This window comes from Streptomyces griseomycini, assembly GCF_014203535.1.
In the GTDB taxonomy this organism is placed as follows: domain Bacteria; phylum Actinomycetota; class Actinomycetes; order Streptomycetales; family Streptomycetaceae; genus Streptomyces; species Streptomyces griseomycini.
The window spans coordinates 622,304-642,548 of the sequence record NZ_JACHJI010000002.1; the positions used below are offsets into that span (position 1 = coordinate 622,304).

Consider the following 20,245-nt stretch of genomic DNA (forward strand, 5'->3'; position numbering starts at 1 on the left):
CTGTCGTCGCCGGTGTCACCGGTGTCGTGGTGTCGCCGTGGTCGTGGGTCCGTCATCGCGCCGCCTCCGCCAGGCCGGCACGCGCTTCCCCGTCGCCCCCGTCCAGCCCCAGCAGCAGCCGCACGACCGGCAGCACGGCGTCCGCGCGCGCGTCGTCCAGGCCGGGCGCGAAGCCGGGTGTGCCGGAACCGGCGGCCGCCGCGCTCCCCCGCCTCCCGGGTCCGCGCCGGACCAGTTCGCCGAGGGTGCGCCGCACCCCTGGCTCGTACGCCGAGAACGTCCGCCGCAGCAGCGGCAGTACGTCCGTGAACGCCTCCGCCGGGACCCCCGTCAGCCACGCGTCGACCAGCCCGAGCAGCCGCTCGTCGTGGACCAGCAGCATCCCGCCCCCGGAACCGCCGCCGACGAAGCCCTCGATCCACGCGGCCGCGTCCGCCGGCGGCGTGCCCGGTGACAGCACCAGGCCCATCAGCCGCGCCGCCTCGTCCTGTGCCAGTTCCCCGTCGTCCAGCAGCAGCCGTACGGACCGCCCCCGCAGGACGCCGGGCACGGTGTCCCTCGCGGTGAGCGTCCGCAGCACCGACTGCCAGCGGGCGCGCAGGTTCCCGTGGCCGGGGGCGGGGGCGTCGCCGAGGAGGCCCACCGCCCCGTGCACCGCGTCGAGATGGCGCCGCATCTCCTCGGCGGCGTCCGCGTCCAGCCCGGCGCAGGCCGGAGGCAGCCCGACGAAGACCCGCTCGGCGAGGCCGGCGGCGACCTCGGCCAGCGCCGCGGTGTCCGTGCCGCGCACGTCGCCGTAGCGCAGCGAGCGGACCAGGGCGGGCAGCGCCTGGGCGAGGTGCCCGACGTCCGTGTCCAGGGCGGCGCGGTCGGCGAGGATCCGCATCACCGTCGGCAGCGCGTCGGACAGCTCGGCCAGCAGGCAGCGCTCGGCGAGCCCGGTGACCTCGGCGAGGCCCTGCGCGGCGACGGCGTCCGCCTCGGCCCTGGCCGTCGCGGCGGCCAGCACGGTCGTCCCCCACACCCCGGCCTCGGCGATCCGTACGGACAGCTCCGGCTCCCAGCGCAGCCGCCAGGTCTCCCGGAAGGTGCCCGTGCTCCCGCGCGAGGCGGCCGGCTCGCCCCAGGCGACGCCGAGCAACCGCAGCCGGTGCAGCAGTCTGCTGCGCCCGGCGTCGGTCTCCTTGCGCAGGTCGAGCTCCAGTTCCCGCTCCGCGGCCTCCGGTTTCAGCCGCAGCCGGCGCTGGATCCGCGCGAGGTCCCGCTGCAGCGGCACGGCGGGCGCCGTCGCCGGCACCTCCCCCAGCACGTCCCCGACGACCAGCCGGTCGTGCACCAGCGCCAGCGGCACGTCGGAGCCCTCGCACATCACCGCCCGTACCGCGTCGGTCGTCTCGCCCAGCCCGGGCAGCGGACGGCCCCGCAGCGCGGCCAGTGTCCCCGCCAGCCGTACGGCCTCGATGACGTGCGCGGACGACACGATCCGGTCCTCGTCCCGCAGCAGCCCCGCCACCTTGGTCATCCACCGCTCGACCGGCCGGTCCGGGGCGCCGAACAGGTGCCCGTACCAGCCCGGGGAGTCGATGCCCGCCCCGTACCCGCTCACCCGGGACAGCCTGCGGTTGGTCCAGGGCACCCAGGTCATGTCCGTCTTGACCTTGGGCAGCCCCTTCAGCAGGGCCCGGTCGGCGGCGACGGTGGCCTTCCGCCGCAGCGCGGGCACGTGCCAGGCCCCGCACACCACGGCCACGCCGTCCTCGAACTCCCGCCGGGCCGCCCGGACCTGGAGCCGCATGTACGCCTCGCGCACCGGGTCCCGGTCGTGCCCCCCGCTGCCGTACGTCTCCCGCAGCGCCGTCATGGCCTCTTCCAGCGCGGTGAACGGCGCGAGCGCGTCGCCCTCTCCCACGCCCCGGTGCTCGACGACGTCCTCCCACCACCGCTCGGGATCGTCGTACCCGGCGGCGCCGGCGAGCACCCCGAGCGGATCGACCCGTGCGTCGGCGCCCGGTCCGGCGTCCCCGGAACCGGGGACGGGGCCGTCCCCGTCCTCCGCCCCGTCCTTCCTCCACGCCAGCGTGTGGGCGGCCGGCAGGTCGATGAAGCGGGCCGGGACTCCGTGCTCCAGCGCCCAGCGGATCGCGACCCACTCCGGGGAGAACCCGGCCAGCGGCCAGAAGGCCGAGCGGCCGGGCTCGTCCACGGCGTGGGCGAGCAGGGCGACCGGCGGCCGCATGTCCTCCTCGGCGGCGAGCGGGATCAGCGGGTCGGCCTCGGGCGGGCCCTCGATCAGCACGATCCCCGGCCGGACCTCCTCCAGCGCCGCCCGCACCGCCCGTGCCGACCCCGGCCCGTGGTGCCGTACGCCGAGCAGATGCGACCCCGCGGGGGACGCGCTCCCCTCCGTGCGGTCAACGCCCGTCACAGGGTCCCCCTCGCCGCCGGGCCCGACCGGCGTCCTCGGCCCCGCCCGCACGCCGGTCCGCCCCGGTCCCGCGGGCCTGTGCACCCGGGGCCGCTGCTCTCCTGCGCTTTCCGCCCCACATCGAGGTGTTCACGCGCTCACCTCCCGGCAGGCCCGGTAGAAGTCCTTCCAGTCGTCGCGCTCGCGGACGACGGTCTCCAGGTACTCCTGCCAGACGACGCGGTCCGCCGCCGGGTCTCGGACGACCGCGCCGAGGATGCCCGCGGCGACGTCCCCGGCCCGCAGCACGCCGTCGCCGAAGTGGGCGGCGAGCGCCAGCCCGTTGGTGACGACGGAGATCGCCTCGGCGGTCGACAGCGTGCCGCTGGGCGACTTCAGCTTCGTCCGGCCGTCGGTGGTGATCCCGTCGCGCAGCTCCCGGAAGACGGTGACGACACGGCGGATCTCGTCGATGCCGTCGGGCACGGCCGGCAGGTCGAGGGAGCGGCCGATCTGGTCCACCCGGCGCGAGACGATGTCGACCTCCGCCTCGGGGGTCTCCGGCAGCGGTAGCACCACGGTGTTGAAGCGGCGGCGCAGGGCGCTGGACAGGTCGTTGACCCCGCGGTCGCGGTCGTTGGCCGTGGCGATCAGGTTGAAACCGCGGACCGCCTGCACCTCCTGGCCCAGCTCCGGTATCGGCAGGGTCTTCTCCGACAGGATGGTGATGAGCGTGTCCTGGACGTCGGCCGGGATGCGGGTCAGCTCCTCGACGCGGGCCGTCATCCCCTCCGCCATGGCCCGCATCACCGGACTGGGCACCAGGGCGTCGCGGCTGGGGCCGTGGGCGAGCAGCCGGGCGTAGTTCCAGCCGTAGCGGATGGCCTCTTCCGGGGTGCCGGCCGTGCCCTGCACCAGCAGGGTCGAGTCGCCGCTGACCGCCGCGGCCAGGTGCTCGGACACCCACGTCTTCGCGGTGCCGGGCACGCCGAGCAGCAGCAGGGCGCGGTCGGTGGCGAGGGTGGTCACGGCGACCTCGACGATGCGGCGCGGACCGACGTACTTCGGCGTGATCACCGTGCCGTCCGGCAGCGTGCCGCCGAGCAGGTAGGTCGCCACGGCCCACGGCGAGAGCCGCCAGCGGGCCGGGCGCGGACGGTCGTCCTGCGCCGCCAGCGCGGCGAGTTCGGCGGCGTAGGCGTCCTCCGCGTGCGGGCGCAGCGCCTCCGCCGTGCGGGTGGGACGGGTGGCGCCCGTGTTCGCGGGCGCGGAGCCGCTCTGACTCGGGTCGACGGACGTCGGTTCAACGGACGCGGACATGGCTGAGTCCCCCTCCAGCTCGGCTGGCTCGGATCTGCCACCCACCGTGCACCACACCACTGACAATCGCTCTGACCTGCCATTACGTGTCCGCCGGAGCGATTGTCAGTGCCGGGGCATACCTTCGACGGCATGACTCAGCAGGGGGTGCGCTGGACCGCGGACCAGGTGCTGGCACTGGCGCCTGACACCGCGTCACGCAAAGCGGGAAGCGAACTCGGCGCGGCCGGTCCGTGGTCGGAGGCCGGCAGTTCCGACGAGGGGGCGGTGTGGGGGCTGTGCAAGGGCAGCGGCAGCGAGCCGTACCGGACGGTCGTCGACGTCGCGGACGCCTCCGGGCCCGCGTACACGTGCAGTTGCCCGAGTCGTAAGTTCCCGTGCAAGCACGCGCTCGGTCTGCTGCTGCTCTGGGCGGGCGGGGACGGGGTGGTGCCGCGGGCGGGGGCTCCGGAGTGGGCGGAGCAGTGGCTCGCGGGCCGACGCGGGCGCGCGGAGCGGAAACGGACCGCGGACTCCTCGGGTTCCCCGTCCGGGTCCGCCGACCCGGAGGCGGCACGGCGCAGGGCGGAGCGCCGGGCCGAGCGGGTCACCGCGGGCGCGGCGGAGCTGGAGCAGCGCCTGGCGGACCTGCTCCGCGGTGGTCTGGCCGCGGCGGAGCAGCCCGGGTACGGCCTGTGGGAGGAGACGGCGGCCCGCATGGTCGACGCCCAGGCGCAGGGGCTGGCCGCCCGGGTGCGGGAGTTGGGGGCGATCCCGGGCACCGGGCCGGGCTGGCCGGTGCGGCTGCTGGAGGAGTGCGCGCTGCTCCACCTCCTCGACCAGGGCTGGCTGCGCCGCGAGCGGCTGCCGGAGGGCCTCGCCGCGACGGTCCGCTCCCGCGTCGGCCTGCCCTCCTCGGCGGACGGCCCGCCGGTGCGGGACCGCTGGCTGGTACTCGCCCAGTACGACACGGCGGACTCCCGCCTGACGACCCGCCGCGTCTGGCTGTACGGCACCGACTCGCGGCGCACGGCGCTGCTCCTCTCCTACGGGGCCGCGGGCCGTGCCCCCGAGATCGCGCTGCCGGTCGGACTGGCCCTGGACGCGGAGCTGTCCGCGTATCCGGGCGCGGGACAGCCGAGGGCGGCCCTGGGCGAGCGGTTCGCACCCCCCGTGCCGACGGCGGCGCGGCCACCGGGGACGACGACGGCCCGGGCGGTCGCCCGCTACGGCGAGGCGCTGCGTGACGACCCCTGGCTGGACTCGGTCCCGGTGACGCTGGACCGGGTGGTGCCGGTCCCGGACGGCGACGGCTGGCAGCTGGCGGACGCCGACGGGGACACGGCCCTGCCGGTCACCCCGGCCGCGCGGTCCCGCCCCGGCCTGTGGCGGCTGGTCGCCCTGTCGGGCGGCGTCCCGGTCAAGGTCTTCGGCGAGTGCGGCCACCAGGGGTTCACCCCCTTGGCGGCATGGCCGGAGGGACCCGGTGAGGCGGTGTCGCTGTGCTGAACCGCGCGTTCCCTCCCGGTCCCACCCACCTCATGAATTTTTCGTACATCACTGGACACCCGGTACACCCGGGTCCTCGACCGCTCCGGGACGTCCGACGGAAAGGAAGCTCATGAGCAGGACCACCGCCGCCGTGGGCCCGTCCCTCCCGGACACCGCGGGCCCGTCCCTCCCGGACACCTGGGAGGACCTGGTCACCGCGGCCCTGCTGGGTACGGACCGGCGCACACCGGCGGGCTGCGCGCCCGGCCCCGGGGCACCGGTGGCGCTGCTGGACGCGGCGGCCGCGGCGACCGTACGGCGACGCGCCGGGCTGCGTCCGGCCCGGGCGGCACGGCGCCCGCAGCCCGCCCCCGAGGACCCGCGCCCACCGCTGCCGCCCGCCGCCGCCCGCCGGCTCGCACTGCTGCTCTCCGACCGCCCCGGCGGCTCCGGCGGTGGCCGCCGGGGCACGGCACCGGATCTCATGGAATTGCTGCCCCAGTGGCTGGCGGCGGCGAACGCCCGCGGTTTCGCGGCGCCCCCCGCCGCGCTGCCCGCCCTGCTCGACGCCGCGCGGGGACGTACGGACCTGCGTCCGGCGGCCCTGCGGTTCGCGGGACCGCGCGCCCTGTGGCTGGCCCGGTTCAACCCGGACTGGCGGTTCGCCCTGCGCTCGGCACCGGGCGAGAGCACGTCCGTGCCCGGTCCCGGCGACCCGGAGGGGATCGACCGGCTCTGGCAGGAAGGACTCTTCGCCGAGCGGGTCGCGCTCCTCACCTCCCTGCGCTCCCGCGAGCCCTCCGCCGCACGCGGTCTCCTCGCGGCGACCTGGGCGGTGGAGCGTGCGGAGGACCGGCTCATGTTCCTGGACTCCCTGCGCACCGGCCTCGGTCCGGACGACGAGCCCTTCCTGGAACGGGCCCTGGCCGACCGCAGCCGCAACGTGCGGGCGACGGCCGCGGAGCTGCTGTCGGCGCTGCCCGATTCGGCGCTCGCGGGACGGATGGCGGTCAGGGCCGGGGCGTGCGTGGCCGTCGACCACACGAAGGACACCCCGACGATCACCGTCGAGGCACCGCACGAGTGCGACGCGGGAATGGAACGCGACGGCGTGGTGGCCAAGGCCCCCGCAGGGCGGGGTGAACGGTCGTGGTGGCTGGGCCAGTTGGTGGAGGCGGCACCGCTCGACAGCTGGCCGCGGCGGCTCGGCGGGCGTACGCCCCGGGAGATCGTCGCCCTGCCGGTGGCGGACGACTGGCAGGGCGAACTGCACGCGGCATGGTGCCGGGCGGCGGTGCGGCAGCGGAACGCCCGGTGGTCCCGGGCGCTGCTCGGCGAGCCCTCCGCACCGGAGGCCGGCGGCCCGGGAGCGGTGTCCCTGGCCGAACGCGCCGAGCTGCTCGGCACGCTGGACGCCGCCGATCGGGCCGAGTGGGTGGCCGGGTTCATCGAGACACACGGCCTGTCCGAGGCCTTTCAGCTGCTCGGAGTGTGCGCGGTGCCGTGGGCCGCGCCGCTCGGCCGGGCAGTGGTCGACGCGCTCAACATCGCGCGGGACGCGGGGAGTTATCCATGGAGTTTCAGCGGAGTCATGGGCCTGGCCGAACGCTGCCTCGACCCCTCCGAGGCAAGTCGGCTCGACGCGCTCCTGGCGGTGCCGGACGAGCCGGAGGACGCCTCACCGGGAGCCGGAAGCTACTGGGCGGAAGCCTTCCAGCGCCTGGTCACGACGCTGCGCCTGCGCGCGGCCATGCTGGAGGAGCTGACCCCGGCAGAAGCTTGAACGCCACGGCGCCGAACACTCCGGGCGCCGCGGGCCCGGGCGACCCGGACGCGGACCCTGCGGGTCCGAGCACCGCGAGCCTGAGGCCCGGAGCCCCGGCGAGCCGGTCCCGCCCCGCCGTCCCGGCGGGTGGACCCCGTCCCGCCGCCCCGGCCGGCCGTCCCGGCCCCTGCCCCCTGACCGGCCGCCTCGGCCGCGCGGCCCCGTCCGGCGCGTCCAGCCCTGTGACACCGGCCGACCCGTCCGGCCTCGGGGACCTGCCCCACCGGATCGGCCCCGGGACACCGGCCGGTCCCCTCGGGCCGACCGACCGGTCCGGTTCCTCCGCCCCGGTCGGCGCCGCCCGCTCCGCACCGCCGAAGCGGTGGCCTGCGGCGACCGCGCGCCTCCCACGTCCCGGCCCGGGCGCCGGGGGCCGCCGGCTACGCCTGCGCGGGCTGGCGCACGTTCGCGCGGACCCAGTCCACGATGGACGCCGTGGTCGCACCCGGGGTGAAGATCTCCGCGACGCCCTTCTCCTTCAGCGGGGCGATGTCCGCCTCGGGGATGATCCCGCCGCCGAAGACCAGGATGTCCGCGGCGTCCCGCTCCTCGAGCAGGTCGATCACCGCCGCGAAGAGCGTGTTGTGCGCGCCGGAGAGGATGGACAGGCCGATCGCGTCGGCGTCCTCCTGGATCGCGGTGTCGACGATCTGCTCGGGGGTCTGGTGGAGCCCGGTGTAGATGACCTCCATACCGGCGTCGCGCAGCGCCCGCGCGATCACCTTGGCCCCGCGATCGTGGCCGTCGAGCCCCGGCTTGGCCACCACCACGCGGATCGGACCGGCTGCCACACCCATCACTGCCTCCATGAAGCGACTACATCCATCCGTACCGACAAGTACCGCACATTCCGCCGCCCACTGCGCCGGGCGTGCCACCGCGGCACGGACCCCTCGGCCCGGACCGACCGGGGAAGTGAACGAACGTTATCTCCAGCATCCCGCAACCGGCAGTTTCGCGGTGCGGAGGGAGGGGCAAATCACACGGTGGGACACGTTCGCCGCGCAGCGTCCCGGGGCCCCACGGCCCCCGCACCGGGTGCCCGTGCGACACGCGGGCAACGGTGGGACCATGCGCACAAGGAATCCGCAACGAGGCCGCACCACCGCACACCCTCCACGCGCCGCACACGCGCACCGTCGACCGCTCTCGTCGCGATTCCCCATGAGGGCACACGGGGGACGGAGCCATCCTCCCGCGTGCCGACAGGAGGTCGGCCATGAAGGTCACCCAGGCAGCTCTTCCCCTCCTGCCGCTCTGTCGGCGTCTTCTGCCGAACCGGCTGGCGGATCTCTCCCTGGCCCTGCTGAAGGCCACCGCCCTGGAGCTCGCGATCCTGGCGGGCCACCTCCTGCTCTATCCCGCCGGCATCGTCCAGGAGCGACGGGGCCCGGTTCCCGCACCGTCCGCACCGGGCGGCACCGCGCGGCTGCCGAGGGAGGCCAAGCCCCCGGTCGTGCTGCTGCACGGCTTCATCGACAACCGCTCCGTCTTCGTCCTGCTGCGCCGCAGCCTCGTCCAGCACGGCAGGCAGCAGATCGAATCGCTCAACTACTCGCCCCTGACCTGCGACATCCGCATCGCGGCCGAACTGCTCGGCCGGCACATAGAGCAGGTCTGCGAGCGCACGGGCAGCAGCCGGGTCGACGTGGTCGGGCACAGCCTCGGAGGACTGATCGCGCGGTACTACGTGCAGCGACTGGGCGGTGACGCCCGCGTGCGGACACTCGTCACGCTCGGCACCCCGCACTCGGGCACCCGCGTCGCGCCGCTGGCCAACGCGCACCCCATCGTCCGCCAGATGCGCCCCGGGTCGCCGGTGCTCGAGGAACTCGCCCTGCCCTCACCCGGCTGCCGTACGTACTTCGTCGCCTTCTGGAGCGACCTCGACCACATCATGGAGCCGCTGGAGACGGCCTGCATCGAGCACCCGGACCTGATGGTGCAGAACGTGCAGGTGAGCGGCGTCGGCCACCTCGCACTGCCCGTGCACCCGGCCGTGGCGACCGGCATACGGCAGGCGCTGGACACGGCGCACCCCGGCGAGCCGTCCTCGGGCCGTGCGGAGGGCCTGACGGTCGCCTGACGGCGGGGCGGCGCACGACACGCCCGGAGCCGGCGACACGCCCGCGACCGGATCGGCGCGGCTCCCTCACCCGAACAACGGCCGTCCGGTCCGGCCCACTTAAGCCGTCGCCCCGTACACCACCTCGAACAAACATCGAACACAGGGCCAAGACCACGCCCGCAGTCCGCCAAAAGACGACCGATTGCCCGTTTCCTGCGCGCGTGAAACCTGCCGAAGATTGTCGCGCCCGCGTACCGCCGGGTACAGTCGCCGCACTGCTCTGGCAGCCCCTGTTGTCGAGGCGAAAGAGAAGTTGGTGAACGACCGTCACCCGTCGGGGACCATGGCCCCGGCCCCGGCTTCCGACGCCGCCTCGGCGCCCTACGCGTCGTACGGCACCCAGGAAGCCCAGTACGGCGACTTCACCCCGTACGGCGGCCACGACACCGCCGGCCTCGGCCCCACCGGCTTCGGCACCGGCGGCCACACCCTCGCGGGCTTCGCCACCGACCCCCTCTTCGGCGACCTCCCGGGCGACGGCCACGACACGGGTGCGTACGGCACCGTGCACTGGTCCACGGGCAGCCACGCCGCCGCACAGTACGACGCGTACGCGGCCCAGCAGCACGCCGGCTACGACACCGGCGCCTACGACGCGACGGCGTGGACCACCGGTCAGCAGCACGTGCCGCTGATCCCGCAGCAGGGCACCGCACCCGATGTCAGCGGCCAGTGGGACGCGGGTGCCTGGCTCCAGCCCGACCAGTCCGGGAACCCCGCCGACCAGACCCAGCACTGGGACTGGGGCACCCAGGCCTTCGACACCGGCGCCTACGACGCCACGCAGTGGAACTCCGACGGCGGTGCCGCCGCCCCGGCCCCCGACGCCCACGGGCCGCAGGCCGAGCCCTTCGACCAGCAGGCCACCGCCGCGTTCGAGCGGTTCGAGGACCCGCAGTCGTCCCCGGCCCTCCCTCCCCAGGACTCCGACTCCCCGGCCTCGGAGGACCAGGACCCCTACGACGACCCCGCTCGCGGGGACTCGGGCGACACGGGTGAGCTGCCGGCGGTGTCCCTGCTCGAGGAGCAGGAGGAGGCCGCTGCCGTCCCGTCGCCGCGCGCGGCCTCGCGCGGCGGATCACGCTCCCGCCGCCGTACGCCCCCCAAGCGCTCCGCGCTGCTGACGGTGGCCGTGCCCTCCGCGTGCGTGATGGGGGTCGCCGGGATCGCCGCCGCCTCCGTCGGCGACCTGACCGACGGCGGCGGGGAGAAGACGGCGGCGACCGCGGCGGACGCACAGCCGGTGGAACCGTCCGTCGCCAACATCAAACTGGACACCCAGCTCGAGAGCCTCGCCGCCGGAGCGGACGACTTCGCCGACCGGGCCAGCCGCACCCAGGAGCGCATCGACCTCGAGGCCCAGCAGGAGGCCGAGCGCAAGCGGGCGGCGCAGGAGGCGGCCCGCAAGGAGCGGTTGCGCCCGAAGTTCGCGCTCCCGGTCGCGCAGCACGGCCTCAGCGCCTACTACGGCCAGTCCGGCATCAACTGGATGTCGGTGCACAGCGGCATCGACTTCCCCGTGTCCTACGGCACGCCGGTGCTGGCCGCGACCGACGGCACGGTCCGCACGCAGTACAACAGCGCGTACGGCAACATGATGATCGTGACCGCGAAGGACGGCACGGAGACGTGGTACTGCCACCTCTCCACCTACCAGGTCCCCTCGGGTACGACCGTGAAGGCCGGCGACCCGATCGCGTTCTCCGGCAATTCCGGCAACTCGACCGGCCCGCACCTGCACTTCGAGGTCCGCCCGAGCGGCGGCTCGGCGATCGACCCGCTCGCGTGGCTGCGCAGCCACGGCCTGGACCCGGCCTGAGGGCCCACCCCGCCGACCCGACGCGGGAGCTCCCGTCGTGGCGCTCCGGGTCGCGGACCGCCCGGCGGGCCCGGCCCGGCGCACCCCGCCGCCCGCCCGGCGGGGCCCCGCGTCCGACTACAGCTTCTCCACCGGCGCGTACCGCAGCAGCAGCCGCTTCGGCTTGGTGTCCCCGAAGTCGATGGTCGCCTCCGCGTTCGCGCCCGTGCCCTTCACCGCGACCACGGTGCCGAGGCCGAACTGGTCGTGTGTGACCCGGTCCCCGACCGCCAGCGACACGGCGGGCCTGTCCCCGGTCCGGCGGGTGGCGAAGCCGGAGGCGCCCGACGCCGACGAACGGGAGCGGGACGACGACAGCGAGGCCGCCACCCCGGAGACCGGCCCGGAGGGCGAGGGTGAGCCGCCGCCCGTCCGCTTCCACTCCAGGTGCGCGGCCGGGATCTCCTCCAGGAAGCGCGAGGGCGGGTTGTACGACGGCTGTCCCCACGCGCTGCGCATCGCCGACCGGGTGAGGTACAGCCGCTCACGCGCGCGCGTGATGCCGACGTACGCCAGGCGGCGCTCCTCCTCCAGCTCCTTGGTCTGGCCGAGGGCGCGCATGTGCGGGAAGACGCCGTCCTCCATGCCGGTCAGGAAGACGACCGGGAACTCCAGGCCCTTGGCGGTGTGCAGGGTCATCAGGGTGATGACGCCGGAGCCGTCCTCGTCCTCGTCGGGGATCTGGTCGGAGTCGGCGACCAGGGCGACCTGCTCCAGGAAGTCGGCCAGGGTGCCGGTCTCGCCCTCGCCGCGCTCCTGCTCGAACTCCAGGGCCACGGCCGCGAGTTCCTGCAGGTTCTCGATCCGGGTCTCGTCCTGCGGGTCGGTGGAGGCCTGCAGCTCGGCGAGGTAGCCGGTGCGCTCGAGGATCGCCTCCAGGACGGTGGCCGGGCCCGCGCCGGACTCGGCGATCGTCCGGAGGTCCTCCATCAGCGTGTTGAACCGCTTCACGGCGTTCACCGACCGCGCGGCCATGCCGTACGCCTCGTCGACGCGCCTCAGCGCCTGCGAGAAGCTGATCCGCTCGCGCTGGGCGAGGGCGTCGATCATGGCCTCCGCGCGGTCGCCGATGCCCCGCTTGGGGACGTTGAGGATGCGGCGCAGCGGCACCGAGTCCTCGGGGTTGGCGAGCACCCGCAGGTAGGCCAGGACGTCCCGGACCTCCTTGCGCTCGTAGAAGCGGACGCCGCCGACGACCTTGTAGGGGAGGCCGACGCGGATGAAGACCTCCTCGAAGACGCGGGACTGGGCGTTGGTGCGGTAGAAGACGGCGACGTCGCCCGCCTTGGCCTTGCCCGCGTCCGTGAGGCGGTCTATCTCGTCGGCGACGAACTGCGCCTCGTCGTGCTCGGTGTCCGCCACGTACCCGGTGATCAGCGCGCCGGCGCCGGCGTTGGTCCACAGGTTCTTGGGGCGGCGGGACTCGTTGCGCTCGATGACGGCGTTGGCCGCGCTCAGGATGGTCTGCGTGGAGCGGTAGTTCTGCTCGAGCAGGATCGTCGTCGCGTCCGGGTAGTCCTCCTCGAACTGGAGGATGTTGCGGATCGTCGCGCCGCGGAAGGCGTAGATCGACTGGTCGGCGTCACCCACCACGCACAGCTCGGCGGGCGCCGCCTCGCCCGCGCCCGGCAGCGCGTCGGCGGACTGCCCGGAGGTTCCGACGAGCTCCCTGACCAGGGCGTACTGGGCGTGGTTGGTGTCCTGGTACTCGTCGACGAGGACGTGGCGGAAGCGGCGGCGGTAGTGCTCGGCGACGTCCGGGAAGGCGCGGAGCAGGTTGACCGTCGTCATGATCAGGTCGTCGAAGTCGAGGGCGTTCGCCTCGCGCAGCCGTGACTGGTACAGGGCGTAGGCCTGGGCGAGGGTCTTCTCGAAGCCGTCCGCGGCCTGGGCGGCGAAGTCCTCCTCGTCGATCAGCTCGTTCTTCAGGTTGCTGATCTTGGCGCTGAAGGACTTGGGCGGGAAGCGCTTGGGGTCGAGGTCCAGGTCGCGGCAGACCAGGGCCATCAGGCGCTTGGAGTCGGCGGCGTCGTAGATCGAGAACGACGACGTGAAGCCGAGCTTCTTGCTCTCGCGGCGCAGGATGCGCACGCACGCGCTGTGGAAGGTCATCACCCACATCGCGTTCGCGCGCGGCCCGACGAGCTGCTCGACACGCTCCTTCATCTCACCGGCGGCCTTGTTGGTGAAGGTGATCGCGAGGATCTGGCCGGGGTGGACGCCCCGCTCGGCGAGCAGGTGGGCGATGCGGTGCGTGAGCACGCGGGTCTTGCCGGAGCCGGCGCCGGCCACGATGAGCAGCGGGGAGCCGGAGTGGACGACGGCGGCGCGCTGGTTGTCGTTCAGCCCCTCCAGGAGGGCGGCGGAGTCGATCACCGGGCGCGGGGCACCGTCGCGGTAATAGGCGTCCCGGTCCGGCGGCACGTCGAACTTCCCGCCGAACAGATCGTCCGGAACCGGCTCCGGCACGTGATCGTCCTCGGGCGGCGGTGGGGGCTCGTCCGCGGGGCCCTGCTGGGCCTGGAGGTCCGCCAGGAAGCTTTCGTCAAAGAGGCTGCTCATCGCTCTCCGAGTCTAGGCCGCTCCACCGACAGCCCGCGGCCACCCGGAGAACATCCCCCGGGATTCCGGGGCCGTCCGGTGCCCCGCCCCGGCCGCCGCCCCCGCGCACCCGTCGGCACCGCCGTCTCACCCTGCGTGACACGCCGCACGAGGTCACGAAAATGTATCGGGCATATCACCCGTCAACCTTCACAGGCGCCACACGAGTTGGCTACGGTGCGGGCGGGCCGCTCGACCCCCACCGGCGAACCCCGCCGGGCCGTGCGGCCTCCGCCGAGTCCGTCACCGCCGCCGCGGCGGCCGGAGCCGGGGACCCAACCGAGACCCTGGGGTGAATCGGCCCACTCCCTCGCGGAGCGGCCGTAGGGCAACCCTTCCGAACCACCCGCCCGAACCCGACAGCTAACCCGGTAGGCGGACCGTTGGAAGGAGTCGCCTCCCTTGGCGTCGCACCGCAAGTCGCGCACCCCCGGCACGCGCGTGGCCGGCATACGGCCCCCCGCCCTCGCCACGGCGGCCCTGACCTCCGTGGCCCTGCTGTCCCAGACGGCGAACGCCGCCCCCTCGGACGACGGGAAGCCGAGCCTGGAGGAGGTCGAGAAGAAGGTCGACGACCTCTACCGCCAGGCGGAGTCGGCAACCGAGAAGTACAACGCGGCCAAGGAGAGGACCGCGAAACAGCGCAAGCGCGTCGACACCCTCCTCGACGACGTGGCCAAGCGCACCCAGAGGCTCAACGAGGCGCGGGAGGAACTGGGGTCCTTCGCCGCCGCCCAGTACCGGACCGGCGCCGGCGTCCCCGACACCGCGACCTTCCTGCTCGCGGACTCGCCGCAGGACTTCTTCGACCAGAACCAGCTGATGGACCGGATGACCGGCCGCCAGAAGGAAGCGGTCGACGAGTACGTCACGCAGCAGTCCGAGACGATGGAGAAGCGCCGGGAGGCCACCGAGAGCCTCGGGACGCTGACCGAGTCGCAGAGCGACCTGAAGACGGCCAAGGCGACCGTCCAGAAGAAGCTCGCGGACGCGCGCGAGCTGTTGTCGCAGCTGACCGCCGAGGAGAAGGCACGGCTCGCGGCGATCGAGGAGAAGAAGCAGGAGGAGGCCGCCCGCAAGGCCGCCGAACTGGCCCGGCAGCAGGCGGAGCAGCAGAAGGCCCAGGAGGAGGCCCGGGAGGAGGAGGCGCAGCAGGAGGGCGGCGCGTCGGGCACGTCGGACGCCTCCGGGTCCTCCGGTTCGGCCGTCCCGCCCTCGTCGTCGGCCGACTCCTCGTACGCCGCCAAGGCCGAGAAGGCCCTCGCCTTCGCCCGCGCGCAGATCGGCAAGCCGTACGTCTGGGGCGCCACCGGCCCCGGGTCCTACGACTGTTCCGGCCTCACCCAGGCCGCCTGGAAGGCCGCCGGCGTCACCCTCCCCCGCACGACGTACGACCAGGTGGACGCCGGCACGACGGTCCCCGTGTCCCAGGCGCGACCCGGTGACCTCGTCTTCTTCTACGACGACGTCACCCATGTGGGCGTCTACGTCGGCAACGGCAAGATGATCCACGCCCCCAAGCCCGGCACGTACGTCCGCGAGGAGTCGATCTACTACGACGGCGAGTCCTCGATCCACAGCGTCGTGCGCCCCGCCTGACCCGCGCGGGGAACGGAGCCCGGCGTGCTCTTCCAGCATCGGGACATGCCCGGCTCCTCCCCCTTGTCCTCCCTCCCCGTCCCTTTCCGCGCCCGGTGGGCGCGGCGTTCACCGGCGGCCGGCACAGCCGTGACGGCGGCCGGCACCGTGTCGGTGGCCCTGCGTCTGGCGGGGCGCGAGACCCTCTCGCGGATCCTCCTCCTGCTCGCCTGAGCCGCCCGGCTGGGGCCGGCCGCGGGGTTCGTCCTGCGGCTGCTGCGGGAGCGGTGGCCGGCGGAGGCGGAGACGCCGGGCGCGCTCACCGCGGTCGCCGCCACGACCGTGCTCGGCACGCGGGTGTCCGCGCTCGGCCGGAACACCCCCGCCCGGGCGCTGCTCGCACGGACCGCCGTGCTCTGGCCGACGCTGCTCGTCCTCGTCCTCGTCCTCGCCGTACGGCGCCGGCTGCCGCGCATGCCCGGATCCGTGTTCCTGTGCTGCGTGGCCCCGCAGGGACCCGCCGTCCTGGGCGTCACGCCGGCGGCGACCGAGTCGGCGGCCTGGCTCGCGCGCGTGGCGCCGGTGCTGTTCCGGCTCGGGCTGCCGCTCCACGGTCTCGCCCTGTTCCGCCTCGACCTGCGGCAGGTGACGGAGGGGACCGGGGACCACCGGGTCGCGGGCGGTGCGACCGCCGTCTCGTCGCTCGCCGGATCGGAGCTGCTCGCCGCCGGCGGCGCACACCTGCGCCTGTGGAACGAGGACGGAGGCGACGTCCTCCGCTTCATGACCGTCGTTCTGCTCGTGCTCGACCTGGCCTGGTACGGAGTGCCGCTGGTCGCCGGGATCGCGCGGCCGCAGCCGTGCTACGACACGCGGCGCTGGGCGACCGTGTTCCCCCTGGGCATGACCGCGGCGGCGGCGCTGTCCGCGGCCACCGCCGTCGGCCTGCCGTGGCTCGACGGCCTGGGGCGTGTGCTGGTGTGGGTCGCGGTCGCCGCCGGGACGGTCGCCTCCGCGCGGGCCGCGATCACGTCCGTGCCCGTACGGGACGGTGTCAGGTCCACAGCACGGCGATGAAGATGTTCGCCGTGGTCAGCAGCCCGACGAGGCCGAACAGGCCCTTGTCCACCTTCTCCTCGTCCCGCTTCACGTAGACCAGGCCGAGGATCACGATCAGCAGGGCCAGCTTCACCCCGATCTTGATGTTGTCCACGGAGTAGTCCTGGGCCTGGTTGAGGCCGACCAGGACCACACCGGTGACCAGCATCGTCAGCGCACCGTGCAGCATCGCCGGGCTGAAACGGGCGGTGCCCTCGCCCATCGCCTTCATCTGGGTGAGGAAGCCGCCGAGCAGCGACGCGATGCCGATGATGTGCAGGCCGACGAAGAGGTGGATGAGTACGTCCATGAGGCCGGAGCCTAGCCAGGCCCGCCGCTCCGTCCGCCACCGGCCCGGCGCGGTGCGTCGGGACGACGGCCTGCCTCATGCGTGCACCGCATAGCACCACGGCCCGCCCGCCCTTCCCGCATCCGGCACATCGGTCATCGCTCTGCGTGAAGAGGGCGGCGCCGGGAGGGGAGCACGGTCACTTACGGTCACCTGCCGGTCCGCTCCCGCCACTTCCGCACAACCCGTCACCGGAGCCGTGCGGCCGGGTCTAACGTCCTCGACCAGGTGACCGGCTCCCACCGCCGTCCGGACCAGGGGCGGCGACCGGGCACCCGCGCCGAGAAGGTCCGGCGGCGGACTGCTCCCCCAGTGCGCCGCCGCGCCGCCGGACCAGGCGGTCGTCGGAGAGGACGGGATCCCAGGTGGCAGCGCACCGCAAGCCCGGACCGCGCTCGGCGGGCGGCACCACGGCCCGCACGGCCGCCGCCCTCGCTCTGGCCTGCGCGGCCACCGCGACCGGTCTGGAGGGGGCGGCGCACGCCGAGCCGCCGCCGGCTCCGGGTCAGGTCAAGGCCAAGGTGGACAAGCTGTACCAGGAGGCGGAGGTCGCCACCGAGAAGTACAACGGCGCGCGGGAGAAGGCCCGGTCGGCCAGGCAGCGGCTGCACGACCTGCAGGACGAGGCGGCCCGCGGACAGGACCGGCTCAACTCGGCCCGGGAAGCGCTGGGGTCGGTCGCGGCGGCGCAGTACCGCGGCGGCGGCCTCGACCCGGCCCTGCAACTCCTCCTCTCCACGGACCCCGACGGCTACCTGGACCGCGCCGCGGTCACCGAACGCGCGGGCAGCCGTCAGCATGCGGCGGTGGGGCGCGTGCGGACACAGCTCCGGGAGATCGAGCGGCTGCGCGGGGCCGCGCGCGTCGAGCTGGCGTCCCTGGCCTCCCGACAGGCCGAACTGGAACGGCACAGGAAGACGATCACCGGAAAACTGGACGCCGCACGCGACCTGTGGTCCCGGCTGACACCCGGGCAACGCGCGGCACTCACCGACGGGACGGACCGCGCCGCGCGCTCCTCGACGGGCACCCGGGACGGCCTGGCGGCCCCCGGTTCCGTCACCTCCCAGGCACCCGGTCCCCGCGCGGCCGAGGCCGTCTCCTACGCCTACCGGAAGATCGGCAGCCCCTACGTCTGGGGCGCGACCGGCCCGGACGCCTTCGACTGCTCGGGCCTCGTCCAGGCCGCCTACCGCTCCGCCGGCGTCTCCCTGCCGCGTACGACCTACGCGCAGATCACCACGGGCCGCCGCGTCTCCCGCTCGGAGCTCCGCCCCGGTGACCTGGTGTTCTTCTACTCCGGCATCAGCCACGTCGGCATCTACGTCGGCGACGGCCGCATGATCCACGCCCCGAACCCGTCGGCCCCGGTACGCCTGGATCCCGTCGACCGGATGCCGTTCGCGGGCGCGACGCGGGTGGTCTGAGGCGTCCGCCCGTCACACCAGCCGACGCGCCGTCGCCCAGCGGGTGAGTTCGTGCCGGTTGGACAGCTGGAGCTTCCGCAGCACCGCCGAGACATGGGACTCGACCGTCTTCACGGAGATGAACAGCTGCTTGGCGATCTCCTTGTAGGCGTACCCCCGGGCGATCAGCCGCAGCACCTCGCGCTCGCGCTGGGTGAGACGGTCGAGGTCCTCGTCGACCGGAGGGGCGTCGGTCGAGGCGAAGGCGTCCAGGACGAAGCCGGCCAGGCGCGGGGAGAAGACGGCGTCGCCCTCCTGGACCCGGAAGATCGAGTCGACCAGGTCGGTTCCGGTGATCGTCTTGGTCACGTATCCGCGGGCACCGCCCCGGATCACCCCGATCACGTCCTCCGCCGCGTCCGACACCGACAGGGCCAGGAAGCGCACCGGCTGCTCGGTGTCGCCCATCAACGGCGCACAACGGCGCAGCACTTCGACGCCGCCGCCACCGGGCAGGTGCACGTCGAGGAGGACCACCTCGGGCCGGGTCGCGGTGATGACCGTGACCGCCTGGTCGACGTCCGCGGCCTCGCCGACCACCTCGACACCCGTCTCCTCGGTCCGTCCTATCTCGGCCTGGACGCCCGTACGGAACATGCGGTGGTCGTCGACGAGGACGACGCGCACCCGACGCCCGCCGGCGCCGCCGGCCGACTCCGCGGACTCGGCCCCCTGTGCCGGTCCCGCCGTTCCGTTCGCCTCGGTCGGCTCGCTCATGACGTCTTCTCCGCCCTCTCCATCTCCAGCTCGACCTCCGTACCGCCGTCCGGCACCGCACGCAGCCGCGCCGTGCCGCCGTTGCGCTCCATGCGGCCGATGATCGATTCTCTAACGCCCATGCGGTCGGCGGGTATCGCGTCGAGGTCGAAGCCGGGGCCGCGGTCCCGGACGGACACGAACACCGTCTTCCCCTCGACTTCGGCGTAGACCTGAACGGCACCCCCCTCGCCACCGTACTTGGCGGCGTTCACCATCGCCTCGCGCGCGGCCTGCATCTGCGCGCCGATCCTCTCGTCGAGCGGACAGTCGCCGACGACGACGACCTCGATGGGGACGCCGTGCTTGTCCTCCACCTCGGCGGCGCTGCGCTTCACGGCCTCGGCGAGGGTGGTGGGCTCGTCGTCCTCGTCCTTGCCGTTGCCCTCCGGTTTGTAGAGCCAGGCGCGCAGGTCGCGCTCCTGGGCACGGGCGAGGCGGCGCACCTCGCCCGCGTTGTCCGCGTTGCGCTGGATCAGGGTGAGGGTGTGCAGCACCGAGTCGTGGACGTGTGCGGCGACCTCCGCCCGCTCCTGGGCACGGATGCGCATCAGGCGCTCCTCGGACAGGTCCTGGGTCATGCGCACGAGATAGGGGCCGGCGAGGAGGGTGACACCGACGAGGACCGCCAGGGCCGCCTGCAGCACGGAGCCGAGGTGGGCACCGGAGCCCTGGAGGACGAAGATGCCCGAGGCTCCCGCGGTCACCAGCAGCACACCGGCGACGGCCCGCAGCAGGGTGACCGTGCGCCGGCGGCGGCCGACCTCCATCCAGCGGGCCCGGCGGGCGTTGTCCGCCTGCCGCCAGACCAGGGCCACGCCCGCGCCGACGAGCACGGTCGGCCAGAGGTAGGCCCTGGTCCCGTTGCTGAGGTCCACACTGCCCACGAAGATCATGGCCACGACGACCATGAGGAGCAGGGCGACGATCTGTCCCTTGTCCGGTCTGCGGGTGACGAGTCTGCGCCGGCCGTCCGGCGAGGTCTCGGCGGTGACCAGCGAGGGCGGCCTCTGTGCGTCCACACCGCCGACACCGAGCGGGACGAAGAACCAGAACGCGGCGTACAGCAGCGCGCCGAGACCGTCGGCCATGAACAGGCCGATGAAGACGAGCCGTAGCCAGGTCACGGGCAGCCCGAGGTGTCCGGCGAGCCCCCGCGCCACACCACCGAGCCAGCGTCCGTCACTGCTGCGGTAGAGCTTGCGCGGCGGCCGCGGCTCGGCGATGGGCGCTGCTGCGGCTTCCGACATGCCAATGATGGTCACACGCCCGGCCTGCCGGAGCATCAGGGTCCGTCCCGGAGACTCCCCTGATCTCCGCGGGCCGGCTCCCTCGAACATCTCCCGGTCCCGGCCTCAGGGGCGATATCAGGGTCCGGCCAGGGTCGTACCG

At 74.1% G+C, this 20,245-nt stretch carries 13 protein-coding genes, 1 pseudogene and 1 riboswitch; of the genes and pseudogenes, 7 read left to right on the forward strand and 7 right to left on the reverse strand.

From position 1 onward, the window contains the following. Positions 1–52: 52 nt before the first annotated feature. Positions 53–2,425, reverse strand: coding sequence for a DUF5682 family protein (locus tag FHS37_RS07375; RefSeq protein WP_184818292.1), 2,373 nt, complete (start codon positions 2,423–2,425; stop codon positions 53–55). 129 nt (positions 2,426–2,554) lie between these two features. After that, complete coding sequence (locus FHS37_RS07380; protein ID WP_184818294.1) at positions 2,555–3,724, reverse strand: ATP-binding protein; 1,170 nt, start codon at positions 3,722–3,724, stop codon at positions 2,555–2,557. 132 nt (positions 3,725–3,856) lie between these two features. Here FHS37_RS07380 and FHS37_RS07385 point away from each other — a divergent pair, with 132 nt between their 5' ends. After that, entirely contained in the window at positions 3,857–5,212 is a 1,356-nt protein-coding gene (locus tag FHS37_RS07385; RefSeq protein WP_184818296.1) for an SWIM zinc finger family protein, read from the forward strand. A gap of 112 nt (positions 5,213–5,324) precedes the next feature. Next, positions 5,325–6,977 carry a DUF5691 domain-containing protein gene (locus FHS37_RS07390; protein ID WP_184818298.1) on the forward strand — a complete coding sequence of 551 codons (1,653 nt, stop codon included), beginning with the start codon at positions 5,325–5,327 and terminating at the stop codon, positions 6,975–6,977. A gap of 422 nt (positions 6,978–7,399) precedes the next feature. Here the strand turns inward: FHS37_RS07390 and icmB are convergent, their stop codons facing one another. After that, positions 7,400–7,816: a coenzyme B12-dependent isobutyryl CoA mutase small subunit gene (gene icmB, locus FHS37_RS07395; protein WP_159535384.1), complete on the reverse strand. Its 417-nt coding sequence runs from the start codon at positions 7,814–7,816 to the stop codon at positions 7,400–7,402. Positions 7,817–8,238: 422 nt separating this feature from the next. Here icmB and FHS37_RS07400 point away from each other — a divergent pair, with 422 nt between their 5' ends. After that, positions 8,239–9,105: an esterase/lipase family protein gene (locus FHS37_RS07400; protein WP_184818300.1), complete on the forward strand. Its 867-nt coding sequence runs from the start codon at positions 8,239–8,241 to the stop codon at positions 9,103–9,105. A gap of 298 nt (positions 9,106–9,403) precedes the next feature. Further along, positions 9,404–10,966, forward strand: a complete 1,563-nt coding sequence (locus FHS37_RS07405) for a M23 family metallopeptidase (RefSeq protein ID WP_229889793.1) — start codon at positions 9,404–9,406, stop codon at positions 10,964–10,966. A 117-nt stretch (positions 10,967–11,083) separates the two neighbouring features. Here the strand turns inward: FHS37_RS07405 and pcrA are convergent, their stop codons facing one another. Then, complete coding sequence (gene pcrA / locus FHS37_RS07410) at positions 11,084–13,567, reverse strand: DNA helicase PcrA (RefSeq protein ID WP_184818304.1); 2,484 nt, start codon at positions 13,565–13,567, stop codon at positions 11,084–11,086. A 276-nt stretch (positions 13,568–13,843) separates the two neighbouring features. Beyond that, a riboswitch (cyclic di-AMP (ydaO/yuaA leader) is annotated at positions 13,844–14,001 on the forward strand. 7 nt (positions 14,002–14,008) lie between these two features. On the opposite strand from pcrA, the gene FHS37_RS07415 reads away from it, so the two are divergent. Beyond that, complete coding sequence (locus FHS37_RS07415; protein ID WP_184818306.1) at positions 14,009–15,205, forward strand: C40 family peptidase; 1,197 nt, start codon at positions 14,009–14,011, stop codon at positions 15,203–15,205. A gap of 45 nt (positions 15,206–15,250) precedes the next feature. Beyond that, a pseudogene (locus tag FHS37_RS07420) lies at positions 15,251–16,261 on the forward strand (tellurite resistance/C4-dicarboxylate transporter family protein). Here the strand turns inward: FHS37_RS07420 and FHS37_RS07425 are convergent. After that, positions 16,239–16,592 carry a hypothetical protein gene (locus FHS37_RS07425; protein ID WP_184818308.1) on the reverse strand — a complete coding sequence of 118 codons (354 nt, stop codon included), beginning with the start codon at positions 16,590–16,592 and terminating at the stop codon, positions 16,239–16,241. The pseudogene FHS37_RS07420 and the gene FHS37_RS07425 overlap by 23 nt on opposite strands. 404 nt (positions 16,593–16,996) lie before the next feature. On the opposite strand from FHS37_RS07425, the gene FHS37_RS07430 reads away from it, so the two are divergent. Further along, positions 16,997–18,058 (forward strand): C40 family peptidase, encoded by a 1,062-nt coding sequence (locus tag FHS37_RS07430; protein ID WP_184818310.1) that lies wholly within the window; start codon positions 16,997–16,999, stop codon positions 18,056–18,058. A 12-nt stretch (positions 18,059–18,070) separates the two neighbouring features. Here FHS37_RS07430 and FHS37_RS07435 read toward each other — a convergent pair whose 3' ends face one another. Both FHS37_RS07435 and FHS37_RS07440 read right to left on the reverse strand, forming a co-directional pair. Then, positions 18,071–18,814, reverse strand: a complete 744-nt coding sequence (locus FHS37_RS07435) for a LuxR C-terminal-related transcriptional regulator (RefSeq protein ID WP_184818311.1) — start codon at positions 18,812–18,814, stop codon at positions 18,071–18,073. Next, positions 18,811–20,103, reverse strand: a complete 1,293-nt coding sequence (locus FHS37_RS07440; RefSeq protein WP_229889792.1) for an ATP-binding protein — start codon at positions 20,101–20,103, stop codon at positions 18,811–18,813. Before FHS37_RS07440 ends, FHS37_RS07435 begins: the two co-directional genes overlap by 4 nt. Positions 20,104–20,245 lie beyond the last annotated feature (142 nt).

What these genes read in the sequence shown, in the direction of transcription:
- FHS37_RS07425 (WP_184818308.1), bottom strand. Translation starts at nt 16,592, where the DNA reads ATGGACGTACTCATCCACCTCTTCGTCGGCCTGCACATCATCGGCATC.
- FHS37_RS07390 (WP_184818298.1), top strand. Translation starts at nt 5,325, where the DNA reads ATGAGCAGGACCACCGCCGCCGTGGGCCCGTCCCTCCCGGACACCGCG.
- FHS37_RS07385 (WP_184818296.1), top strand. Translation starts at nt 3,857, where the DNA reads ATGACTCAGCAGGGGGTGCGCTGGACCGCGGACCAGGTGCTGGCACTG.
- icmB (WP_159535384.1), bottom strand. Translation starts at nt 7,816, where the DNA reads ATGGGTGTGGCAGCCGGTCCGATCCGCGTGGTGGTGGCCAAGCCGGGG.
- FHS37_RS07440 (WP_229889792.1), bottom strand. Translation starts at nt 20,103, where the DNA reads ATGTCGGAAGCCGCAGCAGCGCCCATCGCCGAGCCGCGGCCGCCGCGC.
- FHS37_RS07435 (WP_184818311.1), bottom strand. Translation starts at nt 18,814, where the DNA reads ATGAGCGAGCCGACCGAGGCGAACGGAACGGCGGGACCGGCACAGGGG.
- FHS37_RS07400 (WP_184818300.1), top strand. Translation starts at nt 8,239, where the DNA reads ATGAAGGTCACCCAGGCAGCTCTTCCCCTCCTGCCGCTCTGTCGGCGT.
- FHS37_RS07380 (WP_184818294.1), bottom strand. Translation starts at nt 3,724, where the DNA reads ATGTCCGCGTCCGTTGAACCGACGTCCGTCGACCCGAGTCAGAGCGGC.
- pcrA (WP_184818304.1), bottom strand. Translation starts at nt 13,567, where the DNA reads ATGAGCAGCCTCTTTGACGAAAGCTTCCTGGCGGACCTCCAGGCCCAG.